This is a genomic window from Phenylobacterium sp. (genome assembly GCF_035539035.1).
Classification (GTDB): Bacteria; Pseudomonadota; Alphaproteobacteria; order Caulobacterales; family Caulobacteraceae; genus Phenylobacterium.
This window is the reverse complement of record NZ_DATLJI010000010.1, coordinates 106,887-129,879: the sequence shown is the minus strand read 5'-3', so window position 1 is coordinate 129,879 and position 22,993 is coordinate 106,887. Positions and strand designations below refer to the sequence as shown.

The window sequence follows — 22,993 nt, the reverse complement described above, 5'->3', positions numbered from 1 at the left end:
CCTCAATCGGGGAAGTCTACGCTTAGCCTGGTAAACGTATCGTTTGGGCGGGGTGCGGCTTTTTAGAAGGCGTTTTCCCCGGTGATCGCCCGGCCCAGGATCAGGGCGTGGACGTCGTGGGCGCCCTCGTAGGTGTTCACCGTCTCCAGGTTCGCCGCGTGCCGCATCACGTGGTACTCGCCCGAGATCCCGTTGCCGCCGTGCATGTCGCGCGCGACCCGGGCGATATCCAGCGCCTTGCCGCAGTTGTTGCGCTTCAGCATGGAGATCGCCTCCGGGACCCAGGCTCCCTCGTCGATCAGCCGGCCGAGCGCCAGGGCGCCCTCGAAGCCCAGCGCGATCTCGGTGGACATGTCGGCCAGCTTCTTCTGGACCAGCTGACGCGAGGCCAGGGTGCGGCCGAACAGGCTGCGGCTGGAGACGTAGTCGCGCGCGGCGTGGAAGCAGAACTCCGCCGCGCCCATGGCGCCCCAGGCGATGCCGTAGCGGGCCTTGTTCAGGCACGAGAACGGCCCGCGCAGGCCGGACACGCCGGGCAGCATCATGTCCTCGGGCACGAAGACGTCGTTCAGCGCGATCTCGCCGGTGACGGAGGCCCGCAGCGACAGCTTGTTGAGGATCTTCGGCGTCTCGAAGCCGTCGGCGCCCCGCTCCACCAGGAAGCCGCGGATCACCCCGTCCAGCTTCGCCCACACCAGGGCCACGTCGCTGATCGGCGAGTTGGTGATCCACATCTTCGCGCCGTTGAGCACGTAGCCGCCGTCCACCTTCTTCGCCACGGTGCGCATGGAGGCGGGGTCGGAGCCGCCGTCGGGCTCGGTCAGGCCGAAACAGCCGATGATCTCGCCCTTCGCCATGCCGGGCAGGAGCTTGCGCTTCTGCTCCTCCGAGCCGAAGGCGTAGATCGGGTACATGACCAGCGAGCTCTGCACGCTCATCGCCGAGCGGTAGCCGCTGTCGATCGCCTCGATCTCGCGGGCGATCAGGCCGTAGGCCACGTGGTTCACCCCGGCGCAGCCGTAGTCCTCGGGCAGCGTCGGCCCGAGGAAGCCCAGCTCGCCCATCTCGGTCATGATCTCGCGGTCGAACCGCTCGTCGGCGAAGGCCGAGACGACGCGGGGCAGCAGCTTCTCGCGGGCGTAGGCGCGGGCCGCCTCCCACACCATCCGCTCCTCTTCCGAGAGGCGCGAGGCCATGTCCAGGGGATCGTCCCAGCGGTAGGTCTTCTGCGGCGCGGCGTCGAGCGGCATGGCGGGGTCCTCCTGGCTGTCGGCGGGCCTTATGACGCCATTTCGGCCGCGGGGGTAGGCCCGGACGTACCTAGAGTTCGGACCACATCCTGAGCAGGTTGTGATAGGCACCGGTGAGCGAGACGATCGCCGGGTCGGCCTGGCCGGCGCCCTGCGCCAGCTTCTGGATCGCCAGGTCCATGTCGAACAGCAGGGTGCGCCGGGCGTCCTCGCGCACCAGGCTCTGGATCCAGAAGAAGCTGCCCACCCGCTCTCCGCGGGTCACGGGCTCGACGCGGTGCAGGCTGGAGGCCGGATAGAGGATCAGGTCGCCGGCCGGCAGCTTCACCTCGTGCAGGCCGAAGGTGTCCTCGATCACCAGCTCGCCGCCGTCGTAGTCCTCGGGTTCGGCGAGGAACAGGGTGGCCGACAGGTCGGTGCGGATGCGGACGCCCGTGTCCCGGTGGAAGCGGAGCGCGTTGTCGATGTGGTCGCCGAAAGCCTGGCCGCCGCCATAGCGGTTGAACAGCGGCGGATAGACGGTGTGCGGCAGGGCCGCCGACATGAACAGCGGGTTGCGGGTCAGCGCCTCGCGGATGAAGGCGCCGGCTTCCCGGGCCGCGGACGAGTCCTCGGGCAGCTGCAGGTTCACCTTGGCCAGCGCGGACTGCGATCCCGACGTGGCGTTGCCGTCCGCCCATTCGGCGGAGTCGATCCGCGCCCGCACCTGGGCCACCTCGGCCTTGGTCAGCACGCCTGGGACTTGCAGCAGCATGACGGGGTCATCCTAGACGAAAGGGCGCCCTGCCCGCGAGCACGGGCAGGGCGCGAGCGCCGCCGGTTCCTCGGGGGAGGATCAGAACCGGTAGCTGGCGGTAAGGGTGGCGTTGCGGCGGTCGCCCGGGGTCGCCCAGCCGTTGTTGCGCCCCCGGATGTAGTAGACCTCGTCGAACAGGTTGTTGACGTTGAGCCGCAGCTCCGTGCGCTCCGTCGGGCTCCAGGCCACCGTCAGCCGATGGACCCAGTAGGGCTCAGTGCGCACCAGCGGGATGGTGGTCCGGGCCGGCGGGTTCGACCCGGTGATCTGGCCGTGCTGGGTCAGGTAGTACCGGCCCTGGTAGGTCACGCCATAGCCCACCTGTACGTCGCGCGGCAGGTCGTAGGTGGTGAACAGGCTGAAGGCGTGGTCCGGCACGTTGGCCAGCGGATCGCCCTTCGTGAAGTCCAGGCCCTGGCCGGCGCTGAACCGGGAGGCGCCCTGGAGCACCTCGCTCTCCAGCCAGGTGTAGTTGGCGAACAGCGCCCAGGCCTCGGTGATCTGGCCCGACGCGCCGAGCGTCACGCCCTGGACGCGCGCGCTGCCGTCCAGCTGCTGGTCCGGTATCGCCGGGTCGCCGGAGGGCACGCGATAGTTGGTGCGGTCGTTCCGGAACAGGGCGGCGGTGAGCGACAGACGGCCCCACAGGTCCCACTTGCCGCCCACCTCGAGGTTCTCGGCCTCCTCCGGGTCCACGTCGCAGGTGGCGGCGTTGCAGGCGCCCGAGCCGTTCACCGTCGCCTGGCTGGGCGTCTGGGAGTTGCCGTAGGCGACGTAGAGGCTGGCGTTCGGGATCGGCTTGAACACCAGGCCCACGCGGTAGGTGAGGAGGTTCTCCTCGTTGCGGAAGGTCGGGCCCGGCGTCACCTGGCCGAGCGTGGCGGCGGCGGTGGACCAGGTGTCCGTGCGGTTCTCGCCCTCGTTGTGCTCGTAGCGGACGCCGAGGTTGAGGGCCCAGCGGTCCCCGAACTCGATGTTGTCGAAGACGTAGACCGCCTGGTTCTGGCGCTGGCCGTCCTGCGCGCTGGCCTGGATGAAGTTGTAGGGGCCGGTCCAGGTGTTCGCCGGCTCGGCGATGTTCATCGGCGGCAGCACGACGGTCGAGCCGTTCGGGTTGCGCAGCACGTTGCCGGTGTCGAGGTGGAAGTCCTCGGCGAAGAAGGCCGCCCCCGCGACCAGGGTGTGGCGCGTGGCGCCCAGGTCGAAGGCCCAGGTGAAGTCGGTCTGGTTGTGCAGCAGGGTGTTCTCGGTGTCGCGCAGGTTCCCGCGCGGGCCGCTCGGCTGGTAGAAGCCGGGCGCCGGGTCGGTTCCCGCGCAGGGGGCGAAGCCGGTCAGGTTCACGCCCGTGGTCGACTGGCTCCAGGCCACCGGCTTCAGGCCGTCGGCCAGGCACCAGACGCCCTGCGGCGGGTCGACGATGGTGAGCTGGGTGACCTTCTGCCAGCGGGTCAGGTTGCGGACCTGCAGGCCGTTGCCGAAGTCGTGATCGAGGATGCCGGTGAGCATGTCGACGACCTGCTCCTGGGTGTCGACGTTGGCGTAGCCGTAGTAGTTGGCCGGATCGACGCCGCGTAGCGGCCGGCCGTTGAAGAACGGCACGCCATACTGCGGGACGTTGGTGTCCTCCTGGTGGACGTAGAGCGCGGTGAACTGGGTGGGCCCGCCCAGGCCGATGGTCGCCGAAGGCGCGATCCCCCAGCGTTCGAACTCCTCCACGTCGCGGCCCGGCGCCTCGTTCCGGTGCGCCATGGCGTTGAGCCGCACCGAGACGCCGTCGGAGACGCGGCGGTTGGCGTCCACCGTGCCGCGCAGGTAGCCGTCCGTCCCCACGCCGCCGGTGACGATGGCGAAGTCGCGGCCGTTCGGGCGCTTGGAGACGATGTTGATCGTGCCCCCCACCGAACCCGCGCCGGAGTAGACGGAATTCGCCCCGTTGGTGACCTCGATCTGCTCGATGTTGAACGGATCGGAGCGGCTGTACTGGGCGCTGTCGCGCACGCCGTCGACGGTGATGTCGTTGTTGGCCGAGTAGCCGCGCAGGTTGATGGAATCCCCGAACCCGCCGCCGCCCTCGCCGGCCCCGAAGGTGATGCCGGGCACGGTCGAGAGGATGTCGCGCAGCGAAAGCAGGTTCTGCGCCTCGATCACCCCGCGGGGCACGACCGTCACGGTCTGCGGGTTGTTGAGCGGCTCGGCCGTGGCCTTGACGTTCTCCGGAGCGTCACGCCGGCCACGGACCTCGACGCCCGAGACCGTGGGGGCGAACTGGTCGTCGGCCGTGGCGATCGCCGCCTCGTCCGCGTGCGCCGCGCCGCCCAAGGACAGCCCCGCCACGCCCGCCACGGCGGCGCAGGTCAACGCCCGCTTCCTGCGTGCGGTCACGCCGCTCCGAACTCGTTCCATGTTCCCCCGGTCCCACGTCTGAACGCTGCAAATGCGAGTCGTTCTTAGTTGGGGCGCATGAACTTGGCAATGCGAGTCATTCGCAATTTTGCGGGGATCAGGCTTCGGCCAGCCGGCGGGTCTGGGCGACACGGCGGCCGCGGCGGCGCAGCCACATGATCACGCCCGTGACACCCAGCAGGGCCGGGGCGATGCCGCCCAGGAAGATGATGGTCTGCCAGACGATCCCGGTGTCCGCGCCGTCGTGGATCTTCCGCATCCAGCGCGACAGCGGATCGGGCCCGCCCTCGCCGCCGGGACCGCGCGCGGCCTTCACCTGGCCGGTGGCGTCGACCACCTGCACGGTGGCCGGCTGCTTGGCGCCTGGGGTCTTCAGCTGCACGCGCCAGGCCGGCTCCTGGCCGCGGGTCGGCACGCTGACGCTGACCACCTGCGCGCCCGGCTTGCTGGCCGCCGCGACCGCCACCGCCTGCTCGAGGCTGGTCTGCGTCTGCGGCACGGGCGGGGCGAAGCGGCCGGGCCCGCCGCCGCCAGGGCCGCCCGGCCGCTGCGGCTGGGCGACGCCGAACAGCGCCCGACTGGTCTGCGGGAAGGAGATGTAGACGCCCGTGAGCGACAGCACGGCCAGCGGGATGCAGACCCAGAAGCCCACCATGTGGTGCAGGTTGAACAGGGTGGAGGGGCCCCGCCGCCAGCGCAGGCCCTTGGTGAAGCCGCCGTGCCTCGGCCACCACAGCCAAAGCCCCGTCACGCAGCTCACGAACATCGCCCAGCCCAGCCAGCCCACCACCTTGCGGCCGATCTGCGGGATCATCAGGCTGCCGTGCAGGCGGTGCAGCACCTGGGTGACGCTCTTGGCCGTCTCTCCCGTCGCCAGCACCTTGCCGGTGGGCGGGTCGATCCAGGCGTTCAGGGTGCGCGGCCGGCCGCCGGGGCCCGCCGGGCCATCCAGCCGGCCCACCGCCACCACCGGATCGCCGGGCTCCTGCGGCAGGCGCACCTGGGTCAGCCGGGCCTTGCCGGCGAAGGCGGCCTCCGCCGCGCGGGCGTAATCGGCCGGCGAAAGCCGCGCCTCGGGCCCGCTCACCGCATACCGGTCGGCGTAGAGCATCCGGTCGAGCGCGTCGTGCCAGACCAGCGCCGAGCCGGTCACGCTGAGCGGGATCAGGGCCGCCAGCAGGCCCACCCCGATCCACAGGTGCACGTCCAGCCACAGGCGGCGGAGGCGTGCGTTCAGCGTGCGCGTCATCGGTGGATCCCCAAGCTCGGCTTCGGCCGTTCGTCGAGTGCTAATGCGAGCTATTCTCAAAAACAAGACGCGTCGCGAATCGGCGCAGCCTGCTGGCGAGGGCGGCAACCAAGGTCCGCCTTCGGTGTTCCTCAGAACGAGGCCGGTTTAGAGCCTGGGGAAATCGCCATGCCGACGAGCGGCGCCTTGGACGTCCTGAAGCCCTTCGCCTGGCTGGCGGCGATCGCCTTCCTCGTGGGCTTCCTCAGCTATCTCGTGCTCGGCCAGCCCGCCCAGGCGGTGGCCCAGGACCACGAGCCATGGTCGGCGGCGGTCTCCGGCCCGTCGTCGGACGAGTGGAACATCATCAAGCACATCTAGGGGCCTAGCCCCCGCGGGCGACGAACCAGCCGTTCCGGAAGCCCTCGCTGGCCTTGCCATAGAGGAAGGGCTCGCCCTCGGGCGTGGTCAGCCGCCCGCCGGCCGCCGCCAGCACCGCATGGCCCGCGGCGATGTCCCATTCCATGGTCGGCCCGTGGCGCGGATAGATGTCGGCCGCGCCCTCGGCGATCCGGCAGAGCTTGACCGAGGAATCCATCGCCTCGCGCTTGTCGAAGCCGTAGCGGTCGGCCAGCGCCTGGATGGTCTCTTCCTTCATGGTGTGGCTGATCAGGCAGACCGCCTCGCCGGGAGGCCAGGGCCGCACGCGCACCGGCTGGGCGGTCCCGCCCTGGATCCGCTTCATCGCCCGCCCGCCGGCGGTGTACCAGGCCTCGCCCGTCGGCGGCGCGACCACCGCGCCGGCCACCGGCCGCCCGTCCTCGATCAGCCCGATGTTGACGGTGAAGTGGGTGTCGCCGCGCACGAAGGCCTTGGTGCCGTCCAGCGGGTCCACCAGGAAGAAGCGCGGGCCGATCGCGTCCGGCGTGCCGAACTCGCTGGCGTCCTCCTCGGAGATCACCGGCACCCCGGGGAAGCGCCGGGCCAGCTGCTCCAGGATCAGCGCCTCGCCGCGCCGGTCGGCCTCGGTCACCGGGCTCTCGTCCGCCTTGTGGACCACCGTCAGGCCCGACCGCCACAGGGGCAGGATCAGGGCGGCGGCGGCCTCGCAGATCTCGGCGAGCGCCTCGCCCACCTCGTTTGACGTCTCGCTCACCGGCCATCCCTCGGATCGTCGCCCACGAATTCCAGCCTCACCACCGCGGCGTCGATCACCTGCTTGCCGGCGTGCTCGAAGTTCACCGTCACCTTCCGTCCCGCCACCGACTGCACCTGGCCCAGGCCCCAGTCGTCGTGGACCGGATGCCGCACCAGGACGCCCGGTTCCAGGAAAGGATCGGAAAACGGCCCCATGGCGGGCTCTCTTATGGGGGGCGGACCGTTTTCCAAAGGCTCAAATCACCGCAAGGTCCCCCGCCATGAGCGAGACCCCGGATTCCCCCGCCGCCGCCCCGGCGCCCGTGCGCACGGCCGAGCTGACCGCCTACATCGCCGCGCGGATGTGCCACGACTTCATCAGCCCGGCGTCGGCCATCGTCTCGGGGCTCGATCTCCTGGAGGACCCCTCGGCGCAGGACATGCGCGAGGAGGCGATGAACCTGATCGCCAGCTCGGCCCGCAAGCTCGCCGACCTGCTCTCCTTCACGCGCGTGGCCTTCGGGGCCTCGGCCTCGGCCGAGACCTTCGACGTGCGCGAGCTGGAGAAGCTGGCCCGCGGCGTGTTCGGCCACATGCGCGCCGAGCTCGACTGGGCCGTGGAGGCGCCGGCGGTGAACAAGCCCGCGGCCCGGGCCCTGCTGAACCTCGCCCAGATGGCCGGCGCGGCCCTGCCGACCGGCGGCGTGGCCCGTGTCCGCGCCGTGCAGGAAGGCGCGTCCATCGCCATCGCCGTCGAGGCGGTGGGTCCCCGCGCCCGCCTGCGGCCGGAGGTGCTGGCCGGCCTGCAGGGCGCGTCGCTCGGCGAGGGCCTGCACGGCCACTGGGCCCAGGCCTACTACGTCCACCTCTTCCTCGCCGACGCCGGCGGCCGCGTGTTCGTGGACGTCACCGAGGAGCAGGTGACCTTCGCCGCCACCGTCCCGAGCTGAGCCTCACGCTCCCTTAACCCTGTCGCGCGAAAAGGGGAGCGGAAGGGAAGGGCCGACGGACCTTGAAGACCTGCCTCGTCGTCGACGACAGCCGCGTGATCCGCAAGGTCGCGCGCCGCATCCTTGAGGAGCTCGGGTTCGAGGTCGCGGAGGCGGCCGACGGCGCCGAGGCGCTCGCGTGGTGCCGCGTGGTCATGCCCGACGCCATCCTCGTGGACTGGCAGATGCCGGTCATGGGCGGCATGGACTTCCTGCGCCGCCTGCGCCTCGAGCCCGGCGGCCAGGCCCCCCGCGTCGTCTTCTGCTCGGTGGAGAACGACATCGACCGCATCCGCGAGGCGATCGACAGCGGCGCCGACGAATACATCATGAAGCCCTTCGACGGGGAGATCATGGCCTTCAAGCTGGCCGCCGCGGGCGTGGTCGCATGACCCCCGGCGAGCGCGCCCTTGTGGCCCGGCTGTGCGCCGATCGCGCCGGCCTCGCCGTCGATCCCGAGAAGGACTACCTGATCGAGAGCCGCCTCGGCCCGGTCGCCCGCCGCGAGGGCTTCGGCTCGGTGGCGGAGCTGCTGCAGGCCGTGCGTGACCGCGAGGAGGAGCGCCTGGTCTGGGCGGTGGTCGAGGCCATGACCCTGCCGGAGACGGCCTTCTTCCGGGATCCCGCGGTCTTCGCCCTCCTGCGCGACCAGGTGCTGCCGAAGCTGGCGCGGCGCCGCGACGGCGAGCCGATCCGCGTCTGGAGCGCCGCCTGCGGGTCCGGCCAGGAGATCTACTCCCTGGCCATGATGCTGGCGGACGCGCCGATCGCCGGCGCCCGCGTGGAGCTCTTCGCCTCCGACGTCTCCGAGCGGCTGCTGGAGAAGGCCCAGAGCGGCCTCTACACCCAGTTCGAGGTGCAGCGCGGCCTGTCGGCCCGGCTTCTGGTGCGGCACTTCGAGAAGCACGAGGAGGCCTTCGTCCTCTCCCCGCGCATCCGGCAGATGGTGCGCTGGCGGCGCGTGAACCTGATGGAGGACCTGGCCCGGCTGGGCCAGTTCGACGTGGTGCTCTGCCGCCACGTTCTGGGCTCGCTCACCGGGCCGGCCCGCGGCCGGGTGCTGGCCGGACTCGCCGCGGCGGTGCGCGAGGGCGGCTGCCTGGTGCTGGGCGCCGACGACGCCGTCGACCCGGCCGGCTTCAGCCCCGTGGCGGGCCTGCCCGGCGTCTACGCCGCCTCGGCCGACGCCCGCGCCGCGGCCTAGACAGCAGAAAGCCCCGCCGCCCGCGGGCGACGGGGCTCTCCGTCTTCAGGTCGGAACGACCTCTAGTTCTTGGCGTCTTCCGCCGCGCCGGTGACGGCCTCGCCGGCCGCCTCCACGTCCCGGCCGGCGCCGGAGACGGTGTTACAGGCCGCGACGAACATGCTGGCGGCGATGGCCGCCATCACAACGATCTTGCGCATTTGGATTATCTCCCGGGGAGTCACTAACTCTGCGTCGGCCAAACGACCTAGGCCGCAGCCTGGTTCCCCGTGGTGGCCGGCGAAGGGGTCTCGGCTCCGAGAGTCGGGAAGATCAGCCGGGCGGTGATCCCGCCCTGCGGGTTGCGCACCAGCTCGGCGCGGCCGCGTAGCTGGCGGGCGAAGGCGGTCATCAGGGTGCGGCCCACGCCCGAGGCCACCAGGGCGTCGTCGGGAGCCTCGCCGTCGTCGGAGATCTCCAGCTCGGCCTCGGGCCCGCGGACCGTGAAGTGCAGCGAGAGCGTGCCGCCGCGCGCGGCGAAGGCGTGCTTCTGGGCGTTGGTGATCGCCTCCACCGCGAAGAGCGCGAGCGGCGCCAGCCGGTCCGGGTCGATGACCAGGGCGTCGACCTTCAGCTCGGTGCGCACCGGCGGGCCGTGCAGCATCTCGCCGGCCACCAGCTGGGCGGTCAGCTCCTCCAGGAAGGGCCGCAGGTCGACCCGCTTCAGGTCCGGCCCCTGGTAGAGGGCGCGGTAGATGAGGGCGAGCGCGGTGATCCGCTGGCGCGTGTCGCTCATCGCCGCGCGCGCGGCCGGGTCGGTCAGGGCACGCTGCTGCATGTTCAGCAGGGACGAGATGACCTGCAGGTTGTTCTTCACCCGGTGGTGGATCTCGCGCATCAGCGCGTCCTTCTGGGCGAGCGAGTCCCGGAGCGAGGCATCGCGGCCGACGATGGCGTCAGCCATGTCCTCCAGCGTCTCGGCCAGCTCGCGGATCTCCGGCGGCATCTGCTCGGCCTGCACGGGCCGGACGCTCAGCCGGCCGCGTGCATAGAGGGCCGCGATCCGCTGCAGATAGGCGATCCAGCGCACCACCACCCGCTCCGTCACCGCGGTCACCGCGGTCAGGGCCAGCACGAAGGTCAGCAGCGGGAAGAGGATTCCGGTCAGCGGGTTGAGCCGGGCCCAGGAGAGCAGGCCGGGCGAGCGGGCCGAGAGGACGACGAACACCTCCTGCCCGACGACCGGCGCGGCCGAGTAGATCCGCCGCTCGCCCTGGGTGTCGTCACCGTACCAGACCACGGAGCCGGCGGCCCTGGCGCGGCTGCGCCAGTCGCGGGGCAGGCCGGACAGGGCCCGGGGATTGGTGGCGCTGATCGTGCGCCCGGTCTGGTCGATCAGAGCCACCTCCGCGCCCTGCGGCAGGGTCGGGTCCTGGACGGAGGGCTGCAGGCTCCGCAGCGAGATGAGGGCGGCGAAGGCGCCGTCGAATCCGCCGTCCGGCCGGGTCGCGCGGATCGCCGCGATCACCGCCGGCTCGGCCGCTGCGCCGGGCGCGGGCGTGATCACCAGGGCGTCGCCGGCGGCGAGCCGCTGGAACCAGGCGCGTCCGGCGCGCTGCGGGTCGTTGGGCACCCCGCGAGCCGCGCAGGCCACCCGACCGTTCGGCCCGAAGCGGATCAGGTTCAGGTAGCCCGGGATGCGTCGGGCGGCCTGCTCCAGCCGCTGGGCGCACTGGAACCCGACGGAGCCGGGGGCCAGCGTCTGCAGCAGGATCTCGCCCGCCTCCATCCGCGCGCGGGCGGAGGCGGCGCTGCGCTGGGCGGCGAACCCGAGGTTCTCCCGGAGCGCGTCGCCCTCGCGGCTGTAGGCGATCGCCGCCTGCACGATGCCCAGCAGCAGGACGGGCAGCAGGGCGGCCGCGAGGGCCGCCGTCAAGCGGACCCGGATCGTACTCAGCGATCCCCAAGGCAGGCCCGTCATGGCCCGAAATCCCGTCCTCACCGGACGGTGCTTAGCCGCTCCGCATCGGCCAGGATAGACCGCATGGCGTCGCCCGCGGCCGCCCCGTCACGCTCGTAGGCGCCATCCTCGAGGATGGCGTGGAGCGCGCGCCGGGCGCGGCTGACGCGGCTCTTCACCGTGCCGACCGCGCAGTTGCAGATCTCGGCGGCTTCCTCGTAGGCGAAGCCGCCGGCGCCCACCAGGATCAGCGCTTCGCGCTGCTCGGGCGGGAGCATGGCCAGACCCTGGCGCAGCTCGTCGAGCGCCACCGGGGCTTCGGGATCGTCCACCGCCACCAGGGTCCGCTCGGCGGCCTCCTGGTCGAGCTGGCTCTGGCGCCAGGAGCGGCGCTTCTCGGAATAGAACTGGTTGCGCAGGATCATGAAGGTCCAGGCCTTCATGTTCGTGCCCATCTGGAAGCTCGCCCGGGCGTCCCACGCCTTCATCATGGCGTCCTGCGCCAGGTCGTCGGCCGCGGCCGGGTCGCCGCAGAGGGTGCGGGCGAAGGCGCGCAGGTGCGGGATCAGCTGCACGAGCTCGCGCTTGAACGCCTCGTCCTCGGCGCCCGTGCGGGCGGGCTTCGCCGGCTTCTGGATGTCGCCGCCGTCCATCAGCCGTTCTCCGAACGACTGTCGGCGCGTCGCAGGATCTCCAGGAATTCGTCGGGCACGTCTTCGTTGACGATCTCGTCAAACATCTGACGCAGGCGGACGCCGATCGCCTGCTGACGCAGGCGGGCTTCATCCAGTGCTGCGGACGACTTTCGCCGTTCTTCTGATGGGCGTTGTTCGATCATGGCATCGGCGCTCCGCTCGCGCGGCGGCCGCCCCCTCTTTGCATCCTCGTCGCCGCTCAACGTCCGACTCCGCCGCAGGTTCCACGATCCCACGGAACAAGATGCGGAAAACAGCGCGGCTTGGGAACCGGTTCCCATCAGTGGCGTTTTTGCACCATGATGGGGCTGCGGTCGGGGGAGAGCCCTCCGATCGCGGCTGCCACGCTCCGATGTCTACCACGGGAGGGGTCCCCCTTGAGTCTTCTTGCCCGCCTGGCGCCGCACCTGCCGTACGTGCGCCGATACGCCCGCGCCCTCACCGGAGATCAGACGACGGGCGACCACTACGTGCGCGTGGCGCTGGAGGCCCTGGCCGCTGGCGAGCGCGTGCTCGAAGCCAATCTGACGCCGCGCGTCGCGCTCTATCACGTGTTCCACGCCATCTGGTGCACCTCCGGCGCCCAGCTTGAGGGCCCGGCCGAGGACGACGCCGGCGCCGACGACACCACGCGCCGCCTGATGCGCATCGCCCCGCGCTCGCGGCAGGCCTTCCTGCTCACCGCCCTGGAAGGCTTCACGCCTTCGGAAGCGGCCCAGATCCTGGGCACCGACTTCGCCGAGGTGGAGAAGCTGATCGCCGAGGCTCAGGCCGAGATCGACGCCGAGCTGGCCACCGATGTCCTGATCATCGAGGACGAGCCGGTCATCGCCGCCGACATCGAGGCGCTGGTCAAGGAACTCGGCCATACGGTGGTCGACATCGCCGCGACGCGCACCGAGGCCGTCGACGCGGTCACCCGCAAGACCCCGGGCCTCGTGCTGGCCGACATCCAGCTGGCCGACGGCTCGTCGGGCATCGATGCGGTGAAGGACATCCTGGCCCGCTACGACGTGCCGGTGATCTTCATCACCGCCTTCCCGGAACGCCTGCTGACCGGCGAGCGTCCGGAGCCCACCTTCCTGATCACCAAGCCCTTCCAGCCGGAGACGGTGAAGGCGGCGATCGGGCAGGCGCTGTTCTTCCATCCGCGCAAGGCCTCCAAGCAGGCCGCCTGAGCGGTTCCAGAGATAAAAGACGGTGGGGTTCAGGGGCGTCGCTTGCGGCGCCCCTTTCCTTTTGCGCCCGGCGTCCGGCGCAAGAAAAACGGCCGCCGGTGAGGGCGGCCGTTCTGTACCCAGAAGGACTGGAAGCCTACTGGCCGACCGGCGCCGGCGGCGGCTCGCCCTGAGCGCTGCCCGGCTGGGTGGCCTGCGGCGGCGGGGTGTTGATGGCCGCGGGCTCGGGGGCGTTGAAGGCGCGAGCGTCGGCCGCCTCGCGGGCGTTGTTCGGTTCGGTGGACGCCAGGTCCCCGGACTTCCAGGTCCAGGCGGCGAAGAGGCCGAGCGCCGCGAGGATGGTGCCGAACAGCAGCACCCAGACCACATGGCGGCCGAAACGCCCTTGGCGGGCCCGGGTGGCGCCGAGCGTGGTTCGGTTTGAATAGCGCGTGGAAAGCGCCATGGCGGAGCTCCTTACTCAGACGGGAAATAGCTGGACGGACCGATGTAGGCCCTGGCGGGCTCCAGGTCGGTCCGGGCGGTGAGGGATCCGATCACGCCGCTGGCCAGGGCCAGCCCCAGTACGGCGCAGACGACCATCAGCCGGCGGCGAGTCACCTGTTGCCGGTGGCTGGGCGTCTTCATCAGGGTGAAGCCGCCCCGCGTCGCGAACGAATTGCGCATGGTCGAGCGTTCCCTCGCGGACCCGGCGGGCCCGTTTCCGCCCGCCAAGGGCCTAACGCACCGGCCAAGCCGCCGTTCCCCCTCCCGGTGCGGAACGGTGAAGCTGCGAGGAAAGCCTTGCAATTTCAAAGCCTGTGGATGAAATTGCCCGGGGAGAGCCGCCGCGCCCCGCGCGGCCCGGCCGCGTGCGCAGATTTTTCCAAATTTTTTTCGAAACCGCCGGAACGGGTTTCCGGGATGTGTGTTTCTAGGTGTGCGGAGGCGGCGACGCCCCCCCCGACTTGAGACTGGCGATCATGCCAGTCTGCCGTCTCCGCACCCCTTTTCTCGATGATGCACACTTCAGGCGGGTCCCAAGGGACCCGCCCTTTCTTTGTGCCGTCGGCCGGCGTGCGGACGAGCGCCGCGACCCCTGCGGGGACCGCGGACCTCCCGGCTAGTCCCGGCTCATGTGCAGCACGACATCGGCGCGCCGGCGCAGCGGGGTGGTGCTGCCGTCGGCGGTGGCCGAGCCGGTCTCGCCGGCCGCCGCCACGCGGAATTCCGCGGCGGGCAGGCCGGCCGCGGCCAGGGCCGCCGTCACCGACTGGGCGCGCCGCTTGGAGAGCTCGAGGTTGGCCTCGCTCGCGCCGGCCGCGTCCGACAGGCCGGTGACCTCGACGCTGCTCACGGTGCAGCCGCGGGCCTCCTCGGACGCCTGCCGGATCACCGCGCGGCCCTCGGCGGTCAGCTCGGCCGCGCCCGGCTCGAAATAGATCTGCACCGCCTGGTCGGCGCAGCGGTTGGGAATGCGCACGAAGCGCTCGCGCGCCCGGTCGATCGTGGCGCAGGCCGCCAGGCCCGCCGTCAGGGCCGCCACCGCAGCCATCCTCGCCATCGTCATGTCGTCAGCCCTCCCGTTGGCATTTCTGCCGCCGCTCATCATGCACGACAAAGGGCGGCCGGATAACCGACCGCCCTTGCCGTCTCGAAGGTCCGCGACGCCCTAGTAGCGGGGCGTGCCGTCGGACCAGTAGTAACGGCCGGTCGCGGGGTCGTAGTAGTAATAACGCCCCGCCCGTTCGTCGTAATATTGCTGGCGGTTGGCCGGAGCCGCGCCGCAGCCGCCGTCATCGCGGCAACCCTTCACCGCGCCCGCGACCGCGCCGACGCCGGCGCCAACAGCGGCGCCCGTGCCGACGCCCACGTCGCCGGAGACCGCACCGATGGCCGCGCCCGCGAGCGCGCCCAGCGCGGCGCCGCCGGCCGCATTACCTTCCACATTGCCGGTGCTCGTGCAGGCAGCGGCCAGTACGCCGGCCCCGGCGAGGGCGATCAATGGCTTGAGCATGTCTTGGGCTCTCCTTGCTTGTCCCCTACGGCCCCTAACGCACCTTCAAGCGTAGCAGTTCCGCCGGAACCCGTCCCCTGTGGAGGTCGTTAGGCGCGGCAGGACACCCTTTAGGAGCCTCACCCATGGTTGGCGAACGCCGAGACGCGCAGGCCGACGACCTCAGGGCCGACCTGCGGGAAGCCTACGAACGGGGTCGTCGCGACGAGCGGGCGACGCGCAAGCGCCACCCCGTGCTGATGACCTTCACCTTCATCGCCGCGGCCGTGGGCCTGGCGCTGATGGCGCTCGCCGCCTTCAACGGCTCCTTCACGCGGGCCGGGGACGTGGTCGACCAGAACCTGTCCGTCGCCGCCAACCGGGCCGAGCCCGCGGTGCGCGACGCCGCCTCGGACGCCGGCCAGGCCTTGCGCGACGCGGGCCAGTCGGCGAAGACCGAAGCCGCCGAACCGGCCGACACGGCCAGCTGACGAACTGAAGCCAGGGAGGAGGGGGGCGTGACGCGCATCCGCCGCGTCGAGGCCATCGCCAACGTCGCCTCCGGCAGCGTCAGCGAGGATGCTCCGCAGGAGATCGAGAAGATCTTCGCCGACTTCGGCGTGGATGCGCACGTGTGCGCCCCGCCGCCCGACGAACTCACCGACTGCCTCCGCGCCGCCGTCGACGCCGCGCCGGACCTGATCGTCGTCCTCGCGGGCGATGGCACCGCGCGCGCCGCCGCCGAGATGTGCGGCCCCAAGGGCCCGATGATCGCGCCCCTGCCGGGCGGCACCATGAACATGCTGCCCCACGCCATCTATGGCGCGCGGCCCTGGCAGGACGCGCTGTCCATCGCGCTCGCCCAGGGCGAAGAGCGGATGCTGGGCGGCGGGGAGGTCGAGGGGCGGTTCTTCCTGGTGGCCGCCATCCTCGGTTCGCCGGCCCTGTGGGCGCCGGCCCGCGAGGCCGCCCGCTTCGGCCAGAAGAAGCTCGCCCTCCTGCGCGCCCGCCGCGCCATGCGCCGCGCCTTCTCGGGACGGCTGCGCTACATCATCGACGGCGGCGCGCGGGAGAAGGCCGAGGCCCTGACCTTCATGTGCCCCCTGGCCTCCCGCGCCCTGGCCGAGGACGAGCAGGTGCTCGAGGCGGCCGCTCTGGACGTGAAGGGGGCGCTGGACGCCTTCCGGCTGGGCTTCCATGCGCTGACCGGCGACTGGCGCGATGATCCGAACGTGGTCACCGAGCGCTGCCATCTCGCCCGCGTCTGGGCCGCCCACGGCATCCCCGCCATCCTCGACGGCGAGTCCGTGCGCCTGAAGTCCCTGGCCGAGGTGCGCTACCAGCCGGAGCTCGTCCGCGTGCTGGCGATCCCCAAGGACGTCTGAGCCGTGACGATCCGCTTCGCCCATCTCTCGGACATCCACTTCGGCGGCGAGAACCAGGCCGCCGTGGCCGCTGCGGCCGACCACGTGAACAATGGCCAGTTCGACCTGGTGATCGTCTCGGGCGACCTCACCCGCTACGGCGAGAAGCCGGAGTTCGAGGCCGCGGCCGAGTGGCTGGCGTCGCTCAAGGGGCCGAAGCTGGTCACCCCCGGCAACCACGACGCGCCCTACATCGCCGTGGCCGAGCGGATCTTCACGCCGTTCCACCGCTTCGAGCAGGCGATCGGCCCGGCCCGGGCCCAGAGCCACCTCGGCGGCGGCTTCGCCGTGCGCGGCGTCAACACCGCCCGCGGCGCCCAGCCCCGGCTCAACTGGTCGAAGGGGCAGATCGCCGCCGGCCAGGTGCGCGAGGCCACGGCCTGGTTCCGGCGGGCGCCGGCGGAGTGCTTCCGCATCCTCGTCTGCCACCATCCGCTGATGGAGATGATCGGCGGCCCGATGACCGCCCGCGTCTGGGGCGGGCCGGCGGCGGCGCGCGCCTTCGCCGAGGCGCGGGTGGACCTGGTGCTCTCCGGGCACATCCATGCGCCCTTCACCTGGCCCTATCCGTTCGGCGACGGGAAGACCTATGCGGTGGGCGCCGGCACCCTCTCGATCCGCGAGCGCGGCGTCCCGCCGGGTTTCAATGTGGTGGAAATAGAAGGGGCGGCGATCCGTGTCGCCGCCCTGGGTTGGGGGGGCTCGCACTACGAGCCCTATCGGACCTGGTCGCTCGACCGGCGACCGGTCTGAAGGTGGTTAGGGTACGCCTCGTCCGCGTACGAAGTGCATGACGATCGACACCAGGAAGAGCACCAGGAAGACGTAGAACAGGATCTTCGCGATCCCCATCGCGGCGCCTGCGACAGAAGTGAAGCCAAGCACCGCGGCGATCAGCGCGACCACCAGGAAAGTCAGAGCCCATCCGAGCATTGCCGTTCTCCTTCCGCGCCTTGCCGCGCGACTTAGGGGCCTGAGCGAAACAGCTCGCTCAGTTGAACGGCCGCGCAGCGCAGCTGTTCCACGGTGTCGCTTGGAAGCGCCTAGCGGCGGCGGTCGGTGGGCTTGGCGGAGGCGGCGCGGCCGGCGATGGCGGCGCTCAGGATCGTGGTGACGATCTTCGGGTTGCGGGCCAGCAGGATCGCCGCGCCGACGGTCGCGCCCGCAGCCACGATCGGCCGTTCGCGCGCCAGCTCGATCAGCCGGCCGGCCATGCCCGCCTGCTCGGGCGGCTGCGGCTTCGGCTTGGCCTTGCGGGTGATCGCGAAGGCGACGATCAGGGCGAAGATGGCGAACACCCCCGCAACGATGGCCGCCGCCCCGGCGGCGCCCACGTACAGCTTGGCGAAGGCGTAGAGCGCGAACGAGGCCGCGACCACGCACACGACCGCCGCCGCCGCGATGGCGGCGACGGCGGCCAGCAGTGTCAGCGCACGCTTGAAGTTCAACGGCGGCCGGAGGAGAGCAGCAGGCCGATCAGCACGCCGACGCCGAGCGCGGCGCCGGTGGCGGCGAGCGGACGTTCCTTGACGCGCTCGCTCACATACTGCTGGGCCACGTCGAGCTGCTGGCCGGCGGTGTCGGCGTAGGTGCGGCTCTGGGCGCGCAGTTGCTCCAGGCCTTCCTGCACGACCTGTTCGATCTTGGCGCGGGCCTCGGCGAAGGTGCGTTGCGCTTCGGCGGCCAGGCGCTTGCTGCTGTCGCCGCCTGCGCCGTTCGTGGCGCTGGTGTCATCGGCGTAGTCAACGGCGTTCGCGGGCATGTCGATGTCTCCGAAGAAGGACCCCGGGCGAGCGCGGGGAAGCGCTAACGTGAACGCCGGACATGCTAGCCGGTTCCGCCTTGCGGGGCAAAGGCGGAGCTTTTGTCGTGTCACCCGCGCAGCAAACGCTTGTGGGAAACGCACGGTTCCTGTCGCGCGGCGCCGCGGGCGGCCCTATGCTCGCCAGACGCGCATAGCCCAAGGGATCGACGTCAGAGTGAACCGCGACCGTCTGGAACTCGCGTTGGAGGCCGCAGGCCTGGGCGAATTCGAGTGGGACCTCGCCCGCGACGTCTTCCTGGTCTCGGAGCGCATGGCCGCCATCGTCGGCCAGCCGGCCGGCGAGATGGCCGCCGAGGGCGGCGAGGCCCTGGACCGCTACGTCCACCCGGACGACCTGGAGGCCTTCCGCGCCGATCGCGCCCGCAACATCGAAGCCGGCGGTCCCTACGAGGCGGAGTTCCGGCAGATTCGCGGCGACGACGGCCGCGTCGTCTGGATCCGGCTGGCGGGGGTGGTCACCAAGACGGACGCCGGCGAGCCGAGCCGGGTCACGGGCATCGTGCAGGACGTCAGCGAACGCAAGCTGGAGGAAGAGCAGCGCCAGACCTTGATGGCCGAGCTCGACCACCGGGTGAAGAACGTTCTGGCCGCCGTCCAGGCGCTGGCCCAGCAGACGGCCAAGCGCACCACCTCGCTGGAAAGCTTCCTCTCCAACTTCGGCGGCCGGCTGAAGGCCATGGGCTCCGCCAACGAGTTGCTGACCGCCGCCCGCTGGCGCGGCGCCGCCATCGACCACCTGGTGGCCGCGGAGCTGGGCGCGCTCGCGCCCGGCCAGACGAGCTGGGACGGGCCGGAGCTGTTCCTCACGCCGCGCGCCGCCAACGCCCTGTCGCTCGCCGTGCACGAGCTGGCGACCAATGCGGTGAAGTTCGGCGCGCTTTCGGTGGATACCGGCCACGTGGACGTCCGCTGGTCGCGCCTGGCGAGCGGCGGCTTCGAGCTGCACTGGACCGAAAGCGGCGGCCCGCGGGTCTTCGCCCCGGCCCGCCAGGGCTTCGGCACCACGCTGCTCGAACAGGTCACCGGGCGCGAGCTGAACGGGGACACGGTGGTGGAATACCGCCCCGCCGGCGTCCACGCGCGCCTGCGGGCCGGCGCTCAGGCGGTGGCTCCGCGCCCCGAAACCGTGCCGGAGGCGCCCGTCGCCCGCAGCGTCGAGACCGTGATGGCCTCGAACGGCCCGACCAACCTCCGGGGCTCGCGGGTGCTGATCGTCGAGGACGCCGTCCTGCTGGCGCTGGAGCTGGAGACCGGCCTGTCGGAGGCCGGCGCCGAGGTGATCGGCCCCGCCTATGAGCTGGAGGAGGCGATGGCCCTTCTCGACCGGCCGATCGACGCGGCCGTGCTCGACGCCAACCTCAACGGCCGCTCGGTGACCCCGGTGGCCGAGGCCCTGGCCCGTCGGAAGGTCCCCTTCGTGTTCGCCACCGGCTACGGTGAGAACGGCGGCGCGCCGGGGGGCTTCGACGCCCCGGTCATCCGCAAGCCGTACGACGTGACCCAGGTGGCCGCCGCGGTGGCCGAACTCCTGCGGTCAAGCTGACGCACCCCCTGAGACAAGGCGCCGCCTCGTCAATTGATAAGCTAAGCTTTAAGTCAAGGGCTTGGGGGACCTGCGGAAGCCGCAGGGGCCGGACCGGCGGCCTAGGGACATCGCCCGGAAACAAGCGACCCGACCTCCAGCTCCAAGCGAAGCGCGTCAGATGACGCCCTTCGCCCTGAGCGACGCCAGGCGTTCGTCCGAACAGCCGGCCCGCTCGCGCAGCACCGCCTCCGTATGCTCGCCCAGCGCCGGCCCCGGCCAGCGCACCCGCCCCGGCGTCGCAGAGAGCTTGGGGAAGGCGTTCTGCATCTTGATCCTGCCGAACACGGGATGCTCCGTCTCCACGATGGCCTCGCGGGCGGCGAACTGCGGGTCCTCCAGCATGTCCGGCGCGCGGAACACGCGGCTCGCCGGGATGCCCTTTTCCTCCAGGAGCTTCAGGAGGTCGGAGAGCGCCCAGCCGCTGGTCCAGCCGGCGATGATCGCGTCCAGCTCCGCCTGGTTCTTTCCCCGGCTGGCGTGGTCCACGAACTTCGGGTCGGTCTTCAGCTCGGGCCGCCCCATGGCCTCGGTCAGCCGGGCGTAGACGTTGTCGCCGTTGCCGCCGATCAGGATCATCTCGCCGTTGGCGCACGGATAGGCGTTCGACGGCGCGATCCCGGGCAGGATCGAGCCCGAGCGCTCGCGGACGTATCCGGTCAGGTCGTATTCGGTGACCAGGTTCTCCATCACCGCCAGCACGCTCTCGTAGAGCGCCGCATCGATCACCTGGCCCTGGCCGGTGCGCTCGCGGTGGTGCAGGGCCATCATGATCCCCATCACCGCATGCATGGCCGCCAGGCTGTCGCCGATGGAGATGCCCGCCCGCGCCGGCGGCCGGTCGGGCTCGCCGGTGACATAGCGCAGGCCCCCCATGGCCTCGCCGATCAGCCCGTAGCCCGCTCGTTGCGAATAGGGGCCCGTCTGGCCGAAGCCGGACACCCGCGCCATCACCAGCTTCGGGTTCTCGGCCGCGAGGCTCTCGTAGGACAGGCCCCACTTCTCCATGGCGCCCGGGCGGAAGTTCTCGATCACCACGTCAGCGCCGCGGATCAGCTCGCGGGCCAGCGCCTGGCCCTCCGGCGTGCGCAGGTCGAGGCCGACGGACTTCTTGTTGCGCCCGATCACCGGCCACCAGGGCGACAGGCCCTTGGGCAGGCTGCGGCCCCACTGGCGCATCGGGTCGCCGGTCTTCGGGTCCTCGATCTTGATCACCTCCGCGCCGAAGTCGCCGAGGATCTGGCCGCAGAAGGGGCCGGCGATCAGTGTGCCCATCTCGATGACGACGAGATCGGCCAGCGGGCCTGGGGCGGCGGGGGATGCGGACATGGGCTCTCGGAACGGCTGCGGTCGGCGGGGGTTGAGGTGACGCGACCAAGGTGGAGCCGCGCGCGCATGGCCTTGTCAATCTTGACCCTACGATACCTAAGTATTTCCGCCCTGGCGCTCGCCGCCTGCTCGGGCGAGACGAACGCGCGCGCCCGCGCCATGGCCGAGGCGGAGGCCGCCAAGGCCGAGGTCCGCGACGTGGTGACCGTCGCCCCGCCGGCCCCGATCCCCTCCGCCCAGGACTTCGTCGCCCGCGCCGCGGCGAGCGACGCCTTCGAGGTCGCCAGCGGCCGGCTGGCGCAGGCCAGCGCCCGCAACAGCGACGTCCGCGCCTTCGCCGCCATGCTGGTCGCCGACCACACCACCTCTTCGCAGAAACTCGCCAAGGCGGTGGCCGAGTCCGGCCATGCCCTCGCCGCGCCCGCGCCCGCCGCCGACCTCGGCCAGCTTCCGTCTGCGCCGCAGGAGCAGTTCGACCGCCGCTTCATGGAGGCCCAGGTGCGCGCCCACGAGGAGGCGCTGGCGCGGCTGCAGGCCTATGCCGAGGACGGCGACGTTCCCTCGCTCAAGGCCTTCGCGGCGGAGGCGGCCGGGGTGGTGCGCCAGCACCTGCAGCACGCGCGCGGCCTGCTGGAGCAGCTCCGCTAGGCGCCTTCCCAACCGCATGCCCGAGGGTTAAGCGCTAAGGTCATGAGCGCCTACGTCCTCGATCCGCCCGCCGTCCCGACCGTGCCCGTGGAGGGCGAGGCCGCGGCCTTCCCGGTCCGCCGCATCCTCTGCGTCGGGCGCAACTACGCCGCCCACCGGCGCGAGATGGGCGGCGACGACCGCGACCCGCCGTTCTTCTTCGCCAAGCCCGCCGACGCCGTCGTCCCGCCCGGGACCGACCCGGCCTATCCGCAGCGCACCGGCAACCTGCACCACGAGATCGAGCTGGTGGTGGCGATCGGCAGGGGCGGGTCGGACGCGCCGCCCGACCAGGCGCTGGACCTGATCTACGGCTATGCGGTGGGCGTCGACCTCACCCGCCGCGACCTGCAGGCCGCCGCCCGCGACAAGGGCCAGCCGTGGGACAGCGCCAAGGGGTTCGACGCGTCGGCCCCGATCTCCGCCATCCGCAGGTGGCAGGGCCCGCCGCCGCAGGGCCGCATCGCGCTCTCCGTCAACGGCCAGGTGCGCCAGGACGCCACCGTCGCCGACATGATCTGGAACGTCCCGGAGATCGTCTCCGAGGCCTCCAAGCTCTGGAAGCTCGCGCCGGGCGACCTGATCTACACCGGCACGCCGGAAGGCGTCGGCCCGCTGGTCCGCGGCGACCGCGTCCAGGGCGAGGTGGAGGGCGTCGGCCAGCTCGCCTTCCAGGTGGTCTGATGCCGCTTGTCCTGCACAGCTACTGGAGGGCCACCGCCCCCTACCGGGTCCGCATCGGGCTGAACCTCAAGGGGCTGGCCTACGACTACGCCCCCGTGCACCTGGTGAAGGGCGTGCAGCACTCCGACGAGTACCGGGCGCTCAACGCCCAGGAACTGGTCCCGAGCCTCGTCACCGAGGACGGCCATACGCTCACCCAGAGCCTCGCCATCCTGGAGTGGCTGGAGGAGGTCCATCCGGTCCCGCCGCTGCTGCCCGCCGACGCCCATGACCGCGCGGTGGTGCGCGCCATGGCCGGCATCGTCGCCTGCGACATCCACCCGCTGAACAACCTGCGCATCCAGCAGCAGCTCACCGCCCTCGGCGTCGACGACGCCGGCCGCGAGGCCTGGTCGCAGCGCTGGATCAACGACGGCTTCCGGGCGCTCGAGCCCATGGTCGCCCGCCACGGCCAGGGCTTCGCCTTCGGGGCTGCGCCCACGCTCGCCGACTGCTGCCTGATCCCGCAGGTCTATTCCGCCCACCGCTACGGCGTGGCGCTGGATCCCTACCCGGCCATCGCCGCCGCCGCCGCCCGGGCCGCCGAACACCCGGCCTTCGCCGCCGCCCATCCCGACCGCCAGCCCGACGCCACGCCGGCGTGATCGCCCGCGGGGTTGCCGCCGAAC

Annotated in this window: 30 protein-coding genes; 12 read left to right on the top strand and 18 right to left on the bottom strand. The window is 71.5% G+C overall.

All coding sequences use genetic code 11. The annotated features are described in order from the left end of the window. Nucleotides 1-62: 62 nt before the first annotated feature. The 4 genes from VM685_RS03775 to VM685_RS03760 form a co-directional block, all read right to left on the bottom strand. The gene (locus VM685_RS03775) at nucleotides 63-1,250 is read right to left on the bottom strand and encodes an acyl-CoA dehydrogenase (RefSeq protein WP_414693338.1); all 1,188 of its coding nucleotides are present in this window, start codon (nucleotides 1,248-1,250) and stop codon (nucleotides 63-65) included. 70 nt (nucleotides 1,251-1,320) lie between these two features. Then, complete coding sequence (locus VM685_RS03770) at nucleotides 1,321-2,004, bottom strand: Fe2+-dependent dioxygenase (RefSeq protein WP_325458780.1); 684 nt, start codon at nucleotides 2,002-2,004, stop codon at nucleotides 1,321-1,323. Between the two features lie 81 nt (nucleotides 2,005-2,085). Then, nucleotides 2,086-4,428, bottom strand: a complete 2,343-nt coding sequence (locus tag VM685_RS03765) for a TonB-dependent siderophore receptor (RefSeq protein WP_325458779.1) — start codon at nucleotides 4,426-4,428, stop codon at nucleotides 2,086-2,088. Between the two features lie 118 nt (nucleotides 4,429-4,546). Continuing rightward, nucleotides 4,547-5,698, bottom strand: coding sequence for a PepSY-associated TM helix domain-containing protein (locus VM685_RS03760; protein WP_325458778.1), 1,152 nt, complete (start codon nucleotides 5,696-5,698; stop codon nucleotides 4,547-4,549). A gap of 168 nt (nucleotides 5,699-5,866) precedes the next feature. Here VM685_RS03760 and VM685_RS03755 point away from each other — a divergent pair, with 168 nt between their 5' ends. Next, nucleotides 5,867-6,058: a hypothetical protein gene (locus VM685_RS03755; RefSeq protein WP_325458777.1), complete on the top strand. Its 192-nt coding sequence runs from the start codon at nucleotides 5,867-5,869 to the stop codon at nucleotides 6,056-6,058. A 4-nt stretch (nucleotides 6,059-6,062) separates the two neighbouring features. On the opposite strand, the gene cysQ is transcribed toward VM685_RS03755, so the two are convergent. Both cysQ and VM685_RS03745 read right to left on the bottom strand, forming a co-directional pair. Beyond that, entirely contained in the window at nucleotides 6,063-6,833 is a 771-nt protein-coding gene (cysQ, locus tag VM685_RS03750) for a 3'(2'),5'-bisphosphate nucleotidase CysQ (RefSeq protein WP_325458776.1), read from the bottom strand. Next, a complete protein-coding gene (locus tag VM685_RS03745) occupies nucleotides 6,830-7,030 on the bottom strand; it encodes a DUF3553 domain-containing protein (protein ID WP_325458775.1) in 201 nt (66 codons plus the stop codon). The genes cysQ and VM685_RS03745 overlap by 4 nt, the downstream gene beginning before the upstream one ends. Nucleotides 7,031-7,095: 65 nt before the next feature. Between VM685_RS03745 and chpT the strand changes: the two genes are divergently transcribed. From chpT to VM685_RS03730, 3 genes are all read left to right on the top strand, one after another. Beyond that, the gene (gene chpT / locus VM685_RS03740; protein ID WP_325458774.1) at nucleotides 7,096-7,764 is read left to right on the top strand and encodes a histidine phosphotransferase ChpT; all 669 of its coding nucleotides are present in this window, start codon (nucleotides 7,096-7,098) and stop codon (nucleotides 7,762-7,764) included. A 62-nt stretch (nucleotides 7,765-7,826) separates the two neighbouring features. After that, nucleotides 7,827-8,195, top strand: a complete 369-nt coding sequence (locus VM685_RS03735; protein ID WP_325458773.1) for a response regulator — start codon at nucleotides 7,827-7,829, stop codon at nucleotides 8,193-8,195. After that, nucleotides 8,192-9,007, top strand: a complete 816-nt coding sequence (locus tag VM685_RS03730) for a protein-glutamate O-methyltransferase CheR (RefSeq protein WP_325458772.1) — start codon at nucleotides 8,192-8,194, stop codon at nucleotides 9,005-9,007. The genes VM685_RS03735 and VM685_RS03730 overlap by 4 nt, the downstream gene beginning before the upstream one ends. Before the next feature lie 62 nt (nucleotides 9,008-9,069). Here VM685_RS03730 and VM685_RS03725 read toward each other — a convergent pair whose 3' ends face one another. The 4 genes from VM685_RS03725 to VM685_RS03710 are packed head-to-tail and all read right to left on the bottom strand — an operon-like array spanning nucleotide 9,070 to nucleotide 11,784. Continuing rightward, entirely contained in the window at nucleotides 9,070-9,207 is a 138-nt protein-coding gene (locus VM685_RS03725; protein ID WP_325458771.1) for an entericidin A/B family lipoprotein, read from the bottom strand. A 47-nt stretch (nucleotides 9,208-9,254) separates the two neighbouring features. Beyond that, nucleotides 9,255-10,967: a sensor histidine kinase gene (locus VM685_RS03720; protein WP_325458770.1), complete on the bottom strand. Its 1,713-nt coding sequence runs from the start codon at nucleotides 10,965-10,967 to the stop codon at nucleotides 9,255-9,257. Between the two features lie 17 nt (nucleotides 10,968-10,984). After that, nucleotides 10,985-11,599: a sigma-70 family RNA polymerase sigma factor gene (locus VM685_RS03715; protein WP_325458769.1), complete on the bottom strand. Its 615-nt coding sequence runs from the start codon at nucleotides 11,597-11,599 to the stop codon at nucleotides 10,985-10,987. Further along, the gene (locus VM685_RS03710) at nucleotides 11,599-11,784 is read right to left on the bottom strand and encodes a NepR family anti-sigma factor (protein ID WP_325458860.1); all 186 of its coding nucleotides are present in this window, start codon (nucleotides 11,782-11,784) and stop codon (nucleotides 11,599-11,601) included. The genes VM685_RS03715 and VM685_RS03710 overlap by 1 nt, the downstream gene beginning before the upstream one ends. A gap of 234 nt (nucleotides 11,785-12,018) precedes the next feature. On the opposite strand from VM685_RS03710, the gene VM685_RS03705 reads away from it, so the two are divergent. Further along, on the top strand, nucleotides 12,019-12,819 hold the full coding sequence (locus VM685_RS03705) for a response regulator (protein WP_325458768.1): 801 nt from the start codon (nucleotides 12,019-12,021) through the stop codon (nucleotides 12,817-12,819). Between the two features lie 136 nt (nucleotides 12,820-12,955). Here the strand turns inward: VM685_RS03705 and VM685_RS03700 are convergent, their stop codons facing one another. From VM685_RS03700 to VM685_RS03685, 4 genes are all read right to left on the bottom strand, one after another. After that, complete coding sequence (locus tag VM685_RS03700) at nucleotides 12,956-13,264, bottom strand: hypothetical protein (protein ID WP_325458767.1); 309 nt, start codon at nucleotides 13,262-13,264, stop codon at nucleotides 12,956-12,958. An 11-nt stretch (nucleotides 13,265-13,275) separates the two neighbouring features. Then, nucleotides 13,276-13,485, bottom strand: coding sequence for a hypothetical protein (locus tag VM685_RS03695; RefSeq protein ID WP_325458766.1), 210 nt, complete (start codon nucleotides 13,483-13,485; stop codon nucleotides 13,276-13,278). Nucleotides 13,486-13,921: 436 nt separating this feature from the next. After that, nucleotides 13,922-14,368 (bottom strand): OmpA family protein, encoded by a 447-nt coding sequence (locus VM685_RS03690; RefSeq protein ID WP_325458765.1) that lies wholly within the window; start codon nucleotides 14,366-14,368, stop codon nucleotides 13,922-13,924. Between the two features lie 102 nt (nucleotides 14,369-14,470). After that, a complete protein-coding gene (locus tag VM685_RS03685; protein ID WP_325458764.1) occupies nucleotides 14,471-14,815 on the bottom strand; it encodes a YMGG-like glycine zipper-containing protein in 345 nt (114 codons plus the stop codon). 125 nt (nucleotides 14,816-14,940) lie between these two features. On the opposite strand from VM685_RS03685, the gene VM685_RS03680 reads away from it, so the two are divergent. Genes VM685_RS03680 through VM685_RS03670 form a run of 3 tightly spaced genes read left to right on the top strand, consistent with a single transcriptional unit; the run spans nucleotide 14,941 to nucleotide 16,971 of the window. Then, the gene (locus VM685_RS03680; protein WP_325458763.1) at nucleotides 14,941-15,285 is read left to right on the top strand and encodes a hypothetical protein; all 345 of its coding nucleotides are present in this window, start codon (nucleotides 14,941-14,943) and stop codon (nucleotides 15,283-15,285) included. Nucleotides 15,286-15,312: 27 nt separating this feature from the next. Then, a complete protein-coding gene (locus VM685_RS03675; protein WP_325458762.1) occupies nucleotides 15,313-16,179 on the top strand; it encodes a diacylglycerol/lipid kinase family protein in 867 nt (288 codons plus the stop codon). Nucleotides 16,180-16,182: 3 nt separating this feature from the next. Continuing rightward, the gene (locus tag VM685_RS03670; protein WP_325458761.1) at nucleotides 16,183-16,971 is read left to right on the top strand and encodes a metallophosphoesterase; all 789 of its coding nucleotides are present in this window, start codon (nucleotides 16,183-16,185) and stop codon (nucleotides 16,969-16,971) included. A gap of 6 nt (nucleotides 16,972-16,977) precedes the next feature. Here the strand turns inward: VM685_RS03670 and VM685_RS03665 are convergent, their stop codons facing one another. The 3 genes from VM685_RS03665 to VM685_RS03655 form a co-directional block, all read right to left on the bottom strand. Continuing rightward, nucleotides 16,978-17,151, bottom strand: coding sequence for a DUF1328 domain-containing protein (locus tag VM685_RS03665; RefSeq protein ID WP_325458760.1), 174 nt, complete (start codon nucleotides 17,149-17,151; stop codon nucleotides 16,978-16,980). Between the two features lie 110 nt (nucleotides 17,152-17,261). After that, nucleotides 17,262-17,666: a hypothetical protein gene (locus VM685_RS03660; protein ID WP_325458759.1), complete on the bottom strand. Its 405-nt coding sequence runs from the start codon at nucleotides 17,664-17,666 to the stop codon at nucleotides 17,262-17,264. Beyond that, a complete protein-coding gene (locus VM685_RS03655; RefSeq protein ID WP_325458758.1) occupies nucleotides 17,663-17,980 on the bottom strand; it encodes a glycine zipper domain-containing protein in 318 nt (105 codons plus the stop codon). The genes VM685_RS03660 and VM685_RS03655 overlap by 4 nt, the downstream gene beginning before the upstream one ends. Before the next feature lie 217 nt (nucleotides 17,981-18,197). On the opposite strand from VM685_RS03655, the gene VM685_RS03650 reads away from it, so the two are divergent. Continuing rightward, a complete protein-coding gene (locus tag VM685_RS03650; protein WP_325458757.1) occupies nucleotides 18,198-19,586 on the top strand; it encodes an HWE histidine kinase domain-containing protein in 1,389 nt (462 codons plus the stop codon). 156 nt (nucleotides 19,587-19,742) lie between these two features. Here the strand turns inward: VM685_RS03650 and VM685_RS03645 are convergent, their stop codons facing one another. Further along, nucleotides 19,743-20,954, bottom strand: coding sequence for a CaiB/BaiF CoA transferase family protein (locus VM685_RS03645; protein ID WP_414693337.1), 1,212 nt, complete (start codon nucleotides 20,952-20,954; stop codon nucleotides 19,743-19,745). An 81-nt stretch (nucleotides 20,955-21,035) separates the two neighbouring features. Between VM685_RS03645 and VM685_RS03640 the strand changes: the two genes are divergently transcribed. Genes VM685_RS03640 through maiA form a run of 3 tightly spaced genes read left to right on the top strand, consistent with a single transcriptional unit; the run spans nucleotide 21,036 to nucleotide 22,969 of the window. Further along, on the top strand, nucleotides 21,036-21,602 hold the full coding sequence (locus VM685_RS03640; RefSeq protein WP_325458756.1) for a DUF4142 domain-containing protein: 567 nt from the start codon (nucleotides 21,036-21,038) through the stop codon (nucleotides 21,600-21,602). Between the two features lie 42 nt (nucleotides 21,603-21,644). Continuing rightward, entirely contained in the window at nucleotides 21,645-22,325 is a 681-nt protein-coding gene (locus tag VM685_RS03635) for a fumarylacetoacetate hydrolase family protein (RefSeq protein ID WP_325458755.1), read from the top strand. Continuing rightward, a complete protein-coding gene (maiA, locus tag VM685_RS03630) occupies nucleotides 22,325-22,969 on the top strand; it encodes a maleylacetoacetate isomerase (RefSeq protein WP_325458754.1) in 645 nt (214 codons plus the stop codon). Before VM685_RS03635 ends, maiA begins: the two co-directional genes overlap by 1 nt. The last annotated feature ends 24 nt before the right edge of the window (nucleotides 22,970-22,993 follow it).